Here is a 13009-nt window from a genome sequence, read left to right as displayed (position 1 = left end):
CTGTGCTGGAGTCCGCAAGACACGCGAGGAGTTCCACGTGACCCACTCCGCCGGTTCAGCGGCCCGAGTGCTGGAGATGTGGCGGGCATTGACCGCCGATGCGGAGAAGCTGCGGCTCTACCAGCAGGAACCCTACCTGGCTATGGGCGTCGACGCGGCAGCTCGGGCGCTTGGCCCAGCCTTCGAGGCGAAGCTGCAACGGATGGCGCTACTGGTGATCCAAGCGGACGTGATCGCCGAACGGAGGGTCGGCATGTGCCTCGATTTCGTCCGCGACCACGGTTTCGTGCCGATATCGGCCACCCCGTTCCTCATGTCGCCGGAGATGACCGGCGAGATCTGGCGCTACCAGTTCGACATGGCCACGCCTGACAGTCGTGAGCTGTGTGACCTGTATTGCGCGAAGGCAGAATCCCTGCTCGTGGTCCTCGCCGACCACGCCCCGGACGGTGTGCGACCGGCGAGTGTGCGACTGACCCAGCTGAAGGGCCCTTCCAATCCTGCGCGGCGTAGTGCGGACAGTTTGCGAACAACACTGGGCGCGACGAATCGCATCGTCTGCGCGGTGCACTGCTCGGACGAGCCGATCGACCTGCTGCGGGAAACCGCGATCATGGTGCCGGATCGGCTCCTGGAGCTGTACATCGCCATCGCCGACGTCGTGGACCGAGGTGTGCAGCCTTACATCGAGGAACAGGTCAGCGCCTTGTACCGACGCGCGCCACGCCACGACATCGACGTCGGACACGCAATGGAGCGGCTGCTCGCCCGTATCCCCGTGGATAGTCGCGACCGGGCAGTGGCCACGGCGGCCGCCCGGCTGAGGGACAGTCTGCCAGCCTGGCAGCGGCGCGAGCGGTTCCTTCCGTGGTCGCAGTTCAGCGCCGACCTGTCAGCCATCGGTGTGGAACCGACGAGCTGGGACGCGCTTCTCGTGGCCAGCGAGTACGTGGAGTACGACCTCACCGGGGTGGACCGGACGCTCCACTTCGACGGCGGCGTCGGCTGGGTGGCCGGCGAGGGCCAGTTGCTGGCGCCGTAGCGGTTCGTGTCACGGCGATCTCGCCGCTACGGCACCCCCACCCGGATGTATGGGAAGCGACAGATTCTGCCCGCCGCCACCGACCTTCCGCGAAAGGCCGTCACGCCGGCCACCTCGCGGGTGTGGTCAGCAGAGCCCGAAGGGCGGTCTGAGAAAGTCGGGGCGCCCTTCTCCTTCGTGGGGGTGCTCCAAGAGGGGCTTGAAAACGTCCTGCGGAATAGGGAAGTCCCAGGGCTTGCCGATCACCAGATTGGCCGCCAGCCGACCGATCTCGTCCGATCCCCGGGCACCATGGCCGTTGCCGCCGACAGCTACCGTGATGCTCTCGTCACCGTCAAGGTGCCCGATGTACGGGTACCGCGATGGTGTTTTCTCGATGATGCAACACGCTTGGCGCACCGAGACCGGCTCCAGGCTCGGGACGAGCATGTGCATCATGGCGGACAGGATCTTGTGCTGCTCGGACGTGACGCGCTGTCCTGCGTACCAGGCGACCATGTCCTCCACGGTGTGCAGCTCATGGACCATCGGCTGCATTCCCGGTCCTACCCGCAGGTACCACCGGCCGTCGGGGTAGCGCACCGGCGGCAGGAGATACAGCGTCAGGTTCGCGTCACCGTTGTCAACCGGATCGACGGTGACGATGGTGGGCAGCCGCCGAAGCCGCTCCAGCAGCTCGCCTGTCACCTCGAACAACAGGTTCGGCTCACTGAAGGCGCGCAGGGCGAGGCGTCGCCCGGGAGGAAGGGCGCCGTTGTGATTGGTGAACGCACCCGTCGCCACGACGACCTTCCTCGCTCTCACCACGCCGGGTCCGCCGTCCCCCCGCACGTCGAGATGCCACATTCCTGTGGCCGTGTCCTTGCGCATCCCTACGACGGCCGCCCGCCGAAGCCGGCCCCCGGCCCGCGCCGCCAGCGTCAACTGCGCCTGCACCAAGCGGCGCGGGTTGAGATAACCCGCGTCGCGCCGTTCCAACAGCCCCTCGACACCTCCCTCAAGCGGGGGTAACCCCAGGTCGGGCAGGTGATCACGTAGCTCGTCGGCGGTCAGACGGTCCACGTTGATGTGCTTGGCCGCACTCTGATGGACTATTGCGTCCGTCCGGTGCCCGATCGACTTCGCCATCAGGATCAGCGATCCGCAGTCGTGGAAAAACGGAACACCGGACTCGTCCTCAATGGACCGGAAGCGTTCCTGCGACCGCGAATCCGTGGCCCCCCAGACCTCGTCCCAGCCCAGGCGCCGGGTGATCCGGGCCGCGTCGAAGTGGGCACCGAACGCGTACCTGTCCGACGCTGCGCCGGGCGCCGGCTCCGCCGGACCGATCACGAGAACCTCGAAGCCCGCCCTGCTCAGATACTTCGCGGCCGCAGAGCCGAACATGCCGGCCCCCACTACAGCGACCTCAACGGTGTCTACCATGGAACCTCCCCGTGCGGAGGGAAGAAGCCGACGGGCAGTCCCACGCCATCGATCATCGCCACCCCCGATGTACGGCCATTCAACCTAGTCGGCCAGCGCGGCTTGTCGTCGGCGGGGTCACGCCGTGCCGGTCAGCTACGTACCAACACACCTGCCACAGAGCCTTCAAACCCTGGGCACACGACCGCGAAGCTGCTGTACGTGGATCCCGACCGTTGCCGCTGGTCGCCGTCCTCTCCCCGGTCAACGCGCCCGACACCCGCGGTTGTGGTCAAGGTTTCGGTACCGAAGGGCTGAGTGGCATCAACCAACTCGACGGTCGGCGCCGATCAGGGCACAAGCCCCCACGCACCGTCACATCGTGATATTACTATCCGGGACACCGGACGCGCCGACGCGGCGAACCCGGTCGTGGCCCCACACCCAGGAAAGTACCCTCATGCGCCCCACACTCGCCGTCCTCTTCGACTCCGGTTCCGCCACCGCGCCGGATCTGGGCATGGCCGCCGACAGTCTGGGCGAATGCATGACGCGGCCGCCCGGGGCACCGGGACTTTCGACCCGCAGCCCATTGTGGACGGAGAGCTCTCCCCCGTCGCGCCGACTCCATCTGGCCGTACCGGCGCCGGGGCGACAGATGGCCATCAGCCGCTACCTTCCAGACAGCGGTTTCGGCCAGGCCCTCGACGCGGCGGGGGGACCCTGATGCGTGGGGACCAGGTCCAGCATGTGGTGCCGTGACGCGATCATTGTCGCGCGGCACGTCGAAACGGCTGGCCTACGGCCGCTCCGGTACGGCATGCGCTCGAGGACGACCGAGCGGATCAGTCGCTCGGGGAGTGGAAGCCTCGCGCCCTCACCGCTGGCGTTTCCGGGCCCAAACCAGTTCGAGAGCCTGTCCTGGTCGGTGGCTGCAGCACGCCTGTCGGGCAGCTGTGCGCTGTCCGGTTCATGCTGCGACGTATCGCCTCGCTCGCAAACACGGGGGGACAGAAGAAAGCATGGTCGACACCGCAGACGCCGACGACATCCCGCGGCTCACCGAGGCGGCGAGCCGCGCTTACGCCTGGGCGGTGGCCCAGCGCTCGATCTCGCCCGAGCGCACGCACCACGAACTCGGACTCGACAACGAAGACACGGATAAGGCGCTTCGTCTCCTCAAGCGGCTCGGGCTGCTCCGCGCCGGCTCCGACGACACCCGTCAACTGGTGGCCGTGCCGCCCAAGTCCGCCAAGTTGCAGGTGCTCGGTCCGATGCTGAGGGAGATGCAGGCGGCCCAGCAGCGCATCGAGCAGATCCAGGCGGACCTGGACGCGCTGGTTCCGGCGTACGAGGAAGGCGTCGGCCGCGCCGGTGGGCGGCATGACATCGAGCAGCTCGTCGATCCGGAGGTGACCCGGACGGTCATCGCCGAGCTGGTGGCAAACGCACAGGAGGACGTGCTCGTCTCGCAGCCGGGCCGCAACTTCGGCGGAGACGTTGTCGTCGCGGCAATGTCCCACGCCCGGGAGTTGGTGCGCCGACGGGTTCGGATTCGGGTGCTCCTGCAACACACCAGCCAGTTCAACCAGGGGGTGATCGCGGCCGTGGAGGAGGCGGCCGCGCTGGGGGTACGCGTGCGTACGACGCCGGTTGGATGCGCACGCATGCTCGTGGCGGACGCGTCGACGGCCGTGTTTCCGCGAAGCGACCGGCAACCGGGAATTGTGCTGGTGCACGAGCCGAGTGTCGTGGAGTTCGCCGTCGAATCCTTTGTCCGCACATGGGCGGCCGCCGATGAGTTCCCGTTGAGGTACGACAGCGGCCAGGTGACGGCAGTGAGCTCGGAAGTGCGGCGAGCCATCGTGATGCTTCTTGTGGAGGGCGAGAGTGACAAGCGGATCGCCGAGCGGGTGGGGCTGTCGCTGCGGTCCTGTCAGCGGCACATTGCCGACCTCATGAAGGATCTCGGTGCTCGCAGCCGGCTGCACGCGGGCTTCCTGCTCTCTCGCGAGCTGACCAGGGTCGCCCAACCCGCGCCGCCCGAGGGCTCACTGGGCGGCCGGCTGTAGGCCGTATCGGTGGAACTCGTCGGCCACCTCGGGCGCCGCGAACACCTCCAGGGCGGCGAAGTACTGCACTGTGCGCTGCGCCATCGCGGCGACCTGGGTGCGGACGGTGTTCTCGCCGTACACCTCCGAGACGACCTGCTCGGCGTCGTCCCGAGTCAGCCCGTAGGACTGGAGCTCGGAGCGGATCGCCGGCTGGTCCGGCCTGAGGAAGGCGTCGATGAGCCGGGGGGCGAGGAGCGCCGCCTCCCGCCGCCCCGCCGAGTCGAGTGCCCCCCACAGGTGGCGTAAGAAAATTGCGAAGTAGGCGTGGTGGCGGCCTTCGTCCACGGCATGGTCGCGGATGGCGTCCCGGACTGCCGGAGCGACGGTGGGGTCCATGGGCACCTCGCCCATTGTCGCGGAGATCAGCGTCTCGGAGATGGTGACGAACAGCAGTTCGGCGAGCGGACGCATCGGACTGGGCAACGCCGCCTGGATCTCTTGCAGTCGGCGCAGGAAGTACGGCTGATCGGGGAGCACGGGCTGGGTGCCGGTACGTGCGACGACCTGGCGCATCAGATCGACGGAGAACAGCGCGTGGTAGGCCTCGTCGCAGTAGATCCGGTAGGCGTCCAACCGCATTTCGTCGGGGAGCGGCACACCGACTGACCCGCTGGCGATGGCCAGTACGGTTCCGTTGACGACGAGGGTCTCCAGCTTCTCCGTGAAGGCCAGGTAACGGTAGAGGTGCTGGGTGAGTACCTGCTCGAACAACTCCGGCCGGAGGTGACGAACGAGGTCGTGGGCCGCGACCGGTACCAGATCGGGTGAGAAGTAGAGCGAGCTGTCGTCGTCCGGGCTGAGCGTACGGCGTGGGCGGGCCCGCACCGCAGAGCGCTCGTCCCAGTTCCGGAAAGGACTGCGATAGTCGTCGTTCGAGGGGCCGGTCAATTCGGAGTCCTGGTTCAGCGCGGGCTGCCCGAGAAGCGCCCTCGGGCACAGTGCCATTGCCGTGCACCCGACGAACAGGCCGGCTATTCCACACATGCTGGTGTTCCCATCGTTAGCACCGGGATCAGAAGAGCCTCAGCTGGCCGGTGCGCTGCGCCCGGCGTTCACCGAGGTGCAGCACCAGAGAGGCGAGGAGCAGCATCACGACGGTGCTCACCCCGAGGCCGACGAGTGGCCAGGCCAGGTCGTCGAACGGCTTGCCGTCCAGGATCGCCCCGCGTACCACCACCAGGCTGCCACTCAGGGGAAGGACCGTGCCCACCGTGGCGATCCACCCGGGCAGCATCCACAGCGGCAGCCGGGCGCCGCCGCTGAACGCCATTGGTTCACCGAGGATCGTGAACAGGAACGCGGAGTCCCGCGAGAAGATCAGGAGGCCGTTGAGGAGCGCGCCCCAGCCCAACGACGGGACGAACAACGCCAGGAAGGCCACCAGGAACATGGCGGGATGGGCGACGTGCACGGCGTCGGTGAGCGCCAGCACCGCGACGCTGAGGCAGACGAACAGCCACACGTTCTGGATGAGTCCCCCCACCCCGTTGGCCACTACGAGGGACAGTCGGCGTGCCGGTGACAGGAACAGCAGTTCCAAGGTGCCGGCCTGCCGTTCGAACGAGAAGTGCCACGCTGACTGGACGAGGGCGAAGTAGAAGGAAAACCCTACGGAGCCTGTCGCCAGGAATGCCAACATGCTCTGTGGGTCCGCCGCGGCCGGCCACCGTCGTGCGATGGCCCCGCCACCGACCACGGGCAGGACCGTGTAGTAGAGCGTCAGTAGCTCCAGCAACGGCCACAAGAGCATCGAAAAGAAGATGACCTTGCTGCCACTCATCCGACGGCGCTGTTTGAGCGTCTCGGCCGCGAAGATCTGCAGCGCATCCCTCACGATACGGCCACCTCCGGTCGAGGAGCCCCGTCCGTCAGCGTGACGATCGCATCCTCCAGCGACGGGTTCGTGACGGTGAGGTCGGTGATCGTCCCGCCGGCCGCCACGATGGCGGTGACCAGCGGGCCGGCGATCTCGTCGGGATGCGCCATCGACACGACGAGCGCCCCGTCCGCATCGACCGTCTCCTCCGCTCGGGTGCCGAGCCGCCCCGCGAACTCCGCGACGGTCGCCGCCACCGCCGCCGAGGCGTCCCGCACGGTGACCCGCACCGTCCGGTGACAGCCGGCTGTTGCCGTCAGTTCGGCCGGGCTGCCCTCGGTCAGGTGGCGCCCCGCTGAGATTACGTAGACGTGCTCGCACAGCTCTTCCACCTCAGCGAGGTAGTGCGACGTCAGCAGCACGCCCTTCCCACCCCGTACCAGGTTCGCGACGAGCTGGCGCAGCTCGCGCGCGATGGGTGCGTCCAGCCCCAGCGTGGGCTCGTCCAGTAGCAGGTAGTCGGGGTCGTTCACCAGGCCACGCGCGATCGACAACCGCTGGGCCATGCCACGGGAGTACCGCTCGACCAGGGTGTCCCCGGCCTCGGAGAGCCCGACGACATCCAGCAGCTCCTGGGCGCGGCGGCGCCGGAGAGCACCGGGCAGGCCGTAGAGACGGGCGAAGTAGTGGAGGTTCTCGCGGCCGGTCATCTGCGCGTAGACCATACGTTCGCCACCGGCGATGAGGTTGATCCGGCGCCTTACCGCGCGCGCGTCGGCCACGGTGTCGAGCCCGTCCACCCGGACGGTGCCCGAGGTCGGCCGCAGCAACGTAGACATCATCTTGATCGTGGTCGTCTTGCCGGCGCCGTTCAGGCCGAGCAGGCCGGTGACCCGGCCGGGCGGAACCTCCAGTGACAGCCCGTGCACGGCTGTCTTTTCCACGCGCCGCCCGAACAGCCCGGTGCGAACGGTGAACGTCTTGCCCAGGTCGCGAGCGATGATCCCGTGTTCCATCTCAGAATGTCCTCTCAACCGTGCGCCGCTCCGCACGGGGTAGCAGCCACAGGCCGGCGACGAGGTACGCGGCGCTGACGCACAGCGTCGCGAGCAACCGGGGGCCTGCCTGGGACATCTCAAACCCGCCCGAGAGAGCCGCCCTGAGCACGTCCAGGGCTGCGGTGACCGGCACCGCCTCGGCGAACCACTGGGCCGCAGTGGGCAGGTACTCCCGGGGGAACGTGAACCCACACACCAGCCCCATCGTGAGGAACACCGTGTTCTGCGAGATGTGCGCCTCGGCCACGACGAGCATCACCGCTCCCAGCAGCATCGATATCGCGAACAGGGCCACGATGAACGTGGTGAGCCCCAGCGTGAGGCCCAACGGGTCCGGCGCCACGAGCTGCACACCGAGCAGGGCTGCCACCCCCGCAATGGCGCCGGCCTCGGCAAGCGTGCTGAGGACGGCGAACATGACAAAACCCAGCAGGTACGGCATCCGCCGGGCCGGTGTGACCACCAGTGCCACAAACGTCCCTTCGCGCTCTTCCGTGATCAGCGCCTTGGCGGTCCACAGGATCATCCGAACAGCGAAGGTGTACGTCACCGCGCCCACCGCCACGTAACCCACGTAGTCGACGGATCGGGCCAAACTAGTGAACCGCGAACTCACGCCCTCCGGCCCCACGGCGCGGAACGCCAGATACGCCAGGGCGACGATCAGCGAGCCTGACAGCACCGTCGACGTGAAGTACGTCCAGGGGTACGCGCGCCTGGTCACGGTCCACAAACGATAGAAGGTGGCAGTTGCGGTGAGCATCGTTCAGGCGCTCTTCACGTCGATCACACCGGCTGACGCCAGGTCGGTGAGCAGTTCGACGATGTCGGACACCGCCTCGTCCACCGGGATGTCGTACTCGCCCGCAAGCTCCTCCCCGATCTGGCGAATCGAGCGGTTGCCGTCGATGCGCTTGTAAACGAACGCCGCCACCTCGGAGAGCTCGAATGCTTGATCGCCCCGAGCGATGAAGACCTTGCCACGGAAGCTTCGCCAACGCGTGTCCAGCTTGAGGCTGGGGACGGTGTCGGGCGTCATCTCAGATCTCCACTTCCATCGAGAGGGACTTGCACAGGTCGGCGATCTCCTGTATCCACTGGCGCGGCTCTGCCGGGTCGAACGCCCGCATGGTCTCGACCGCCCAGTACCGCTCGAAGGGCAGCAACGGCGGGTTGACCTCGCGGACCCGGCGCGCCCGCCACTTGGGGGCGCGCCCGTACTCACCTTGCGAGGCGAGCAGTGCGTCGACGGCGTGCCCGAACCCCAGTCGTACCGAGAGGAGTGCGCTCTCGACGTCACCGCTGGCGAGCTGACCCATGACATCTTCGAGGCAGTCGTCGGCGTTGGAGAGGCAGTCGGCGACGACAAACGCACGGAACGCCGAAGAGGTGATCTTGGCGCGCTGTCGCAGCACCCAATCCTCCCCGGTGAGGGGACGACAGGTCAGCATCCGCTCGACGAACTCCTCCTCCCAGGTGGTCAGGATCTGCCCCGTGGGCAACCCGGTCTCGAAGCTTGCCCAGGACACCTTGTCGATCATCTGGTCGACCTGCGCCTCGAGCCAGTACTTCAGCTCCCACCGTTGGCCGCCGACGTGCACGACCTCCGTGGCAACCTCGGCAGGCTCGAGCGGCAGGTACTCGACGCCGTTGGTCGCACTGCGCCAGGCCTGGTCGCAGACCAGGTACATATCCACGTCACTGGACGCGTTGGCCCAGCCACGGGCAAAGGAACCCACGACGAAGGCAGCCCGGCAGTCCGCCGGAACGAGGCCGCGCGCGGTGAGTTCACCAAGGTTCGTAGAGAGGTCGCTCATACGGTGTGTGGATCTCCGGTATCTTCTCGCTGCAGCTCGATGATCACGCCGGGCACGTTGTTGATGACGTGGGCGAGCAGCGCCGGTAACAGGGACTGGGACAGGACAGTGAGGGCCAGCAGAAGTACCGCGGCCGTAATCTCAGTGATCGTGGATCGGGCGGTGCCCCGGCCGTTGTCACCCGGTGGGACATGGTGCCGGGCGACAAACGCCACCGCGGCGAGCAGGCCGATCGGAGTCACCGCCACGGGCGCCGCAGTCAGCGCGACCCCCCGGAACAACGCCTCCTCGCCCAGGGGTCCCACGGCCGTGTAGAACGCGCGCGCCCGGCCCTGCGCCTTCGGTGTCGGGCCCATCAGGAAAGCCAGGAGCCCCGAGCGGATCGCGAGCACGTTGATGCCACTGACCGCCAACAAGGCCGCCCCCACGACGACCGCGACCCCGAACCACCACCAGTCCGGCAACCGGGTGGCCAGGTCGTGATTCGTGAGCATGAGTACGATCAACGCCCCGCCGGGCGCGATCAGCCCGCACAACGTCTCGGCCCAGAAGCTCCTGGCCGACCGGTCGAGCCGAGGCAGTCGCCACGGCAGGCTGAGCAACCCCGTCTCGACGATCACCAGGGTGGCCGTCGCGACTGCGGCGCCACCCTGCCGGAACAGCGCGCTGGCGAATGCCAACATGCAAATCGCGGCCGCAAGCCGCCGAGGAGACAGCGGCCAGCGTGCCCAGTCGAAGGTTCGCGGGAACGGGCCCCGGAAGCGCTGCTCGTCGGTGTCGACCGCCCCGGCCACGTTCAGCTCGCCGCCGCGGATGAAGCCGCGTCGCGGTTGCTGGTCGGCTCCTTGACGACGGTGAGGACACCCAGCTCCAACGCCTCGGTGAGGGGGTCGCGCACCGCGTCCACTCCGCAGCCGATCTCGTCGAGCAGCGATGCCACGGTGCGTGTTCCGTCGACCGCCAGCAGCAGCCGGCACCAGTCGGGGGCGTCCTCCGCATCGACAACGTACTCGATTGATCCGTTGACGGTGACGAAGCACGTCTGGGGGTCGTGCGGCGACGTCAGCAGCAGTACCGGGTCTGCGACGGCCAGCACCGTGGTGAGATCGATGTCCACCCGGCGCAGCACCTCAGCGTCGATCCTCGGCGTGTCCGCCGCCCAGTCGGTAACGGGGAGCCGGACAGGGATCGCGGCCGCCGCCGCGTCGACGGGTGCGCTGGGCGGGCAGGCGGCCATCTGCTCCAGCAACCCGAGGTTCACCACGCGAAGGAGGAACTCCACATGCCCGTTGCCGGGGTCGGCCTCGAGTCGGCGCAGTGTGGCTCGAGCGTTGTCGATGTCGACGAACATCCGCGCCCCGGGACCGCTGAGTGCTTCCTCCAGGAGCGCGTCGCCGCCGCCGGCCAGCATGCGTGTGAACGCCAGCTGGGTGTGGCGCACCCCGTCGCCGTAGAAGAAGGCGACCTTGGGACGCTCGACGAACTCCGCCGGGACAACCGGGCGCATCGCTTCGCGCAGGATGCGCTTGTTCCAGGTGAGACGTTCCCGCATCGCACGGGGGACGTGTGCGACCAGCTCTATGAGCCGGTGGTCGAGGAACGGGACCCGGGACTCGATGCCGCTGCCGGCAGCCGTCCGATCCTCGTGCCAGCAGTTGTACTGCTGGACGTCACGGTACTTCCAACGAAAGAAGTGCTCGTACGGGTCGACGGCCGTCGCGCCGTCCAGTAGGACGTCACCGCGCACCAGCGACAGGTCGGACTGTTCCCACCATGCGCTCAGCCCCGGTCGTCCGGCACCGTAGGACCGCAGCGAGATGTGGCGCAGGTTGGCCTGGAAGTCCTCCCAGGAGCCCTCACCGGCCATGGAGACGGAGTATCCGCCGTTGAACTCGTCGCTGCCCCCACCCAGCAGCATTCCTTTGATTTCCGGGAACGTGCCCTTCACGTAGCGGTAGAGCTCGCGCTTGTAGTAGATCTCGGGGCCGCACTGCGGCGTTTCGAGCAGCCACACCAGCTGCTTCCACTGCTCTGCGGTGGGCACCTCATCGGTGGCGAAGACGACCTGGTGGTTCTCCAGCCCCAACGCTGCGGCCGCCCGGTGCCCGTACTCGGCGTCACCGTTGGCGATCGTGCTGCCGTTCATCGCCGTGAACGTGCGCGGGCGCACTGTGCTGAGCGCTGCGACCGCGACCGAGTCGATGCCGCCGCTGAGGAAGAGTCCGAGCTCGACGTCCGAGACCTCGGTCTCCCGCACCGAGGCGGTGAACACTTCCCGGTAGGCCGCGATGAACTCGGCTTCGGACATGTCCGTGTTCTCGGTGAACGAAGGGAACGTCCAGTACTGGTGGCTGCTGCTCGTTCCGTCGCGCAAGCTGATGCTGACGATGCTGCCGGCGGGGACGAGTTCGATGCCGCGGAACCAGGTGTTGGGCGGCCCGTCCACGAAGAACGGTGCGCCGTGCAGCGCCGGGTCGGCGAGGGCTCCCGCCCAGTCCAGTTCACGTGGGCACGTACGGTCCTGGAACAGTGCCTTCATCTCGGAACCGAAGACGACACGTTCACGGTTGCGGTGATAGAACAGCGGCTTCACGCCGAACCGGTCGCGAGCGAAGATCAGCAGGTCCCGAGCCCGGTCCCATAGAACGATCGCGAACATGCCACGGACGTTGTCGAGGAACCGCAGCCCGTCCCGCTGGTAGAGATGGACAAGCACCTCGCAGTCGGAGCCAGTCTTGAAACGGACGCCGGGCAGCCCGGCGGCAAGCTCACGGTGGTTGTAGATCTCGCCGTTGGCGATGAGAACGACCTGCTCGTCCGGGCTCCACAGCGGCTGGCTCCCGGCAACCGGGTCGACGAGGGACAACCGAGTGAACGCCAGCCCCACCGGTCCGGTACGAAGCAGCTCCTGCTCGTCAGGGCCGCGGTGCGCGACAGCGTGCGCCATCCGGTGCAGAAGATCGTCCGCGTCCTCGGTCAGCGGAGTGCCGTCAGTCTTGGCGATACCGGCCAGGCCGCACATCAGTACCTCACATGCTCGGTGTGCTAGTTGACGGTCTCGGCCGGGGCGCCGCCGCACGTGCGCGGCGGCGCCCCGACCGAGGCTTGCGTTACGGCGTAACCGACAGGATGGTGCCGAAGTTCACCTTCTTGGCGGTCGGCTTGACGTACTTCTTCATGGGATCACCTCCTCCGCAACTGGCGGCCACATCCCTGTCCACTGTCGACAGGTCTGCCCGGCCGGTCTCCAGCGGATTGTTGCGGCAGCACGTCGTGGCGTGCCAGTGGGCGGAGGGTTCATGGTCACGTTGGCGAAAACATGAGCCACGATAAAGCGGGCGAACCGGGCGATTGCCGCGACGTCCTGCACGCCCCCCGCAGCCGCCCTCCGGCGCCCGGATCGACGTGCCGCATTCGAGGCCGGGTAGGCGACGCGACACGCGGACCGCCGCCGCCCCTACATCCACAATGGACTGACAGAGGGGTGAGGCGACGGAACAGGCGCTATGAGGGCTGCGGGCCCGCACGGCCGGTCCCGGGAGCCTCGGGCGTCAACGAGCACCGGCACGAATCCGGGCGCCAGCAAGAAACCCAGGAGCCCGATGGGCGTACGCGGCAGTTTTCCCGGGCCCTGTTCCAGATTCAACGACGACGATGCTCCCGGGCTCGCCTCGCTGTGATACGGGTACGCGTGCCTCGCCCCCTGCGTCCGATGCGGACTGTCGCGAGACGTTTCGGGAGGGCTGGCGCTGGTCCTG

Annotated in this window: 11 protein-coding genes; 2 read left to right on the top strand and 9 right to left on the bottom strand. The window is 67.7% G+C overall.

Going from position 1 to position 13009, the window contains the following annotated elements; genetic code table 11:
• Nucleotides 1–37: 37 nt before the first annotated feature.
• The gene (locus BDK92_RS27165; RefSeq protein ID WP_147457127.1) at nt 38–1042 is read left to right on the top strand and encodes a nucleoside-diphosphate kinase; all 1005 of its coding nucleotides are present in this window, start codon (nt 38–40) and stop codon (nt 1040–1042) included.
• A 126-nt stretch (nt 1043–1168) separates the two neighbouring features.
• On the opposite strand, the gene BDK92_RS27160 is transcribed toward BDK92_RS27165, so the two are convergent.
• Entirely contained in the window at nt 1169–2467 is a 1299-nt protein-coding gene (locus tag BDK92_RS27160) for an NAD(P)/FAD-dependent oxidoreductase (protein WP_121159243.1), read from the bottom strand.
• A gap of 1001 nt (nt 2468–3468) precedes the next feature.
• Here BDK92_RS27160 and BDK92_RS27155 point away from each other — a divergent pair.
• Nucleotides 3469–4518, top strand: a complete 1050-nt coding sequence (locus BDK92_RS27155; protein ID WP_121159242.1) for a helix-turn-helix domain-containing protein — start codon at nt 3469–3471, stop codon at nt 4516–4518.
• Here BDK92_RS27155 and BDK92_RS27150 read toward each other — a convergent pair.
• The 8 genes from BDK92_RS27150 to asnB all read right to left on the bottom strand — a co-directional run bounded on the left by BDK92_RS27150 (nt 4498) and on the right by asnB (nt 12273).
• Nucleotides 4498–5505: a diiron oxygenase gene (locus tag BDK92_RS27150; protein ID WP_246017265.1), complete on the bottom strand. Its 1008-nt coding sequence runs from the start codon at nt 5503–5505 to the stop codon at nt 4498–4500. The two genes, BDK92_RS27155 and BDK92_RS27150, sit on opposite strands and share 21 nt — an antisense overlap.
• Before the next feature lie 67 nt (nt 5506–5572).
• Nucleotides 5573–6394, bottom strand: coding sequence for an ABC transporter permease (locus BDK92_RS27145; protein WP_121159240.1), 822 nt, complete (start codon nt 6392–6394; stop codon nt 5573–5575).
• Nucleotides 6391–7392: an ABC transporter ATP-binding protein gene (locus tag BDK92_RS27140; protein ID WP_121159239.1), complete on the bottom strand. Its 1002-nt coding sequence runs from the start codon at nt 7390–7392 to the stop codon at nt 6391–6393. The genes BDK92_RS27145 and BDK92_RS27140 overlap by 4 nt, the downstream gene beginning before the upstream one ends.
• A gap of 1 nt (nt 7393) precedes the next feature.
• Nucleotides 7394–8158 carry an ABC transporter permease gene (locus BDK92_RS27135; RefSeq protein ID WP_246017264.1) on the bottom strand — a complete coding sequence of 255 codons (765 nt, stop codon included), beginning with the start codon at nt 8156–8158 and terminating at the stop codon, nt 7394–7396.
• A gap of 42 nt (nt 8159–8200) precedes the next feature.
• On the bottom strand, nt 8201–8473 hold the full coding sequence (locus BDK92_RS39185; protein WP_170208693.1) for a PqqD family protein: 273 nt from the start codon (nt 8471–8473) through the stop codon (nt 8201–8203).
• Between the two features lies 1 nt (nt 8474).
• Nucleotides 8475–9251: a hypothetical protein gene (locus tag BDK92_RS39180; RefSeq protein ID WP_170208692.1), complete on the bottom strand. Its 777-nt coding sequence runs from the start codon at nt 9249–9251 to the stop codon at nt 8475–8477.
• Complete coding sequence (locus tag BDK92_RS27125; protein ID WP_121162626.1) at nt 9248–9934, bottom strand: CPBP family glutamic-type intramembrane protease; 687 nt, start codon at nt 9932–9934, stop codon at nt 9248–9250. The genes BDK92_RS39180 and BDK92_RS27125 overlap by 4 nt, the downstream gene beginning before the upstream one ends.
• Nucleotides 9935–10047: 113 nt before the next feature.
• Nucleotides 10048–12273: an asparagine synthase (glutamine-hydrolyzing) gene (asnB, locus tag BDK92_RS27120; RefSeq protein ID WP_121159236.1), complete on the bottom strand. Its 2226-nt coding sequence runs from the start codon at nt 12271–12273 to the stop codon at nt 10048–10050.
• Between the last annotated feature and the right edge of the window lie 736 nt (nt 12274–13009).

This window comes from Micromonospora pisi, assembly GCF_003633685.1.
GTDB lineage: Bacteria > Actinomycetota > Actinomycetes > Mycobacteriales > Micromonosporaceae > Micromonospora_G > Micromonospora_G pisi.
The sequence above is the reverse complement of the archived record's forward strand: the minus strand, read 5'-3'. Positions and strand labels throughout refer to the sequence as shown.

What these genes read in the sequence shown, in the direction of transcription:
- BDK92_RS27160 (WP_121159243.1), bottom strand. Translation starts at nt 2,467, where the DNA reads ATGGTAGACACCGTTGAGGTCGCTGTAGTGGGGGCCGGCATGTTCGGC.
- BDK92_RS27155 (WP_121159242.1), top strand. Translation starts at nt 3,469, where the DNA reads ATGGTCGACACCGCAGACGCCGACGACATCCCGCGGCTCACCGAGGCG.
- BDK92_RS27150 (WP_246017265.1), bottom strand. Translation starts at nt 5,505, where the DNA reads ATGGCACTGTGCCCGAGGGCGCTTCTCGGGCAGCCCGCGCTGAACCAG.
- BDK92_RS27140 (WP_121159239.1), bottom strand. Translation starts at nt 7,392, where the DNA reads ATGGAACACGGGATCATCGCTCGCGACCTGGGCAAGACGTTCACCGTT.
- BDK92_RS39185 (WP_170208693.1), bottom strand. Translation starts at nt 8,473, where the DNA reads ATGACGCCCGACACCGTCCCCAGCCTCAAGCTGGACACGCGTTGGCGA.
- BDK92_RS39180 (WP_170208692.1), bottom strand. Translation starts at nt 9,251, where the DNA reads ATGAGCGACCTCTCTACGAACCTTGGTGAACTCACCGCGCGCGGCCTC.
- BDK92_RS27125 (WP_121162626.1), bottom strand. Translation starts at nt 9,934, where the DNA reads ATGTTGGCATTCGCCAGCGCGCTGTTCCGGCAGGGTGGCGCCGCAGTC.
- asnB (WP_121159236.1), bottom strand. Translation starts at nt 12,273, where the DNA reads ATGTGCGGCCTGGCCGGTATCGCCAAGACTGACGGCACTCCGCTGACC.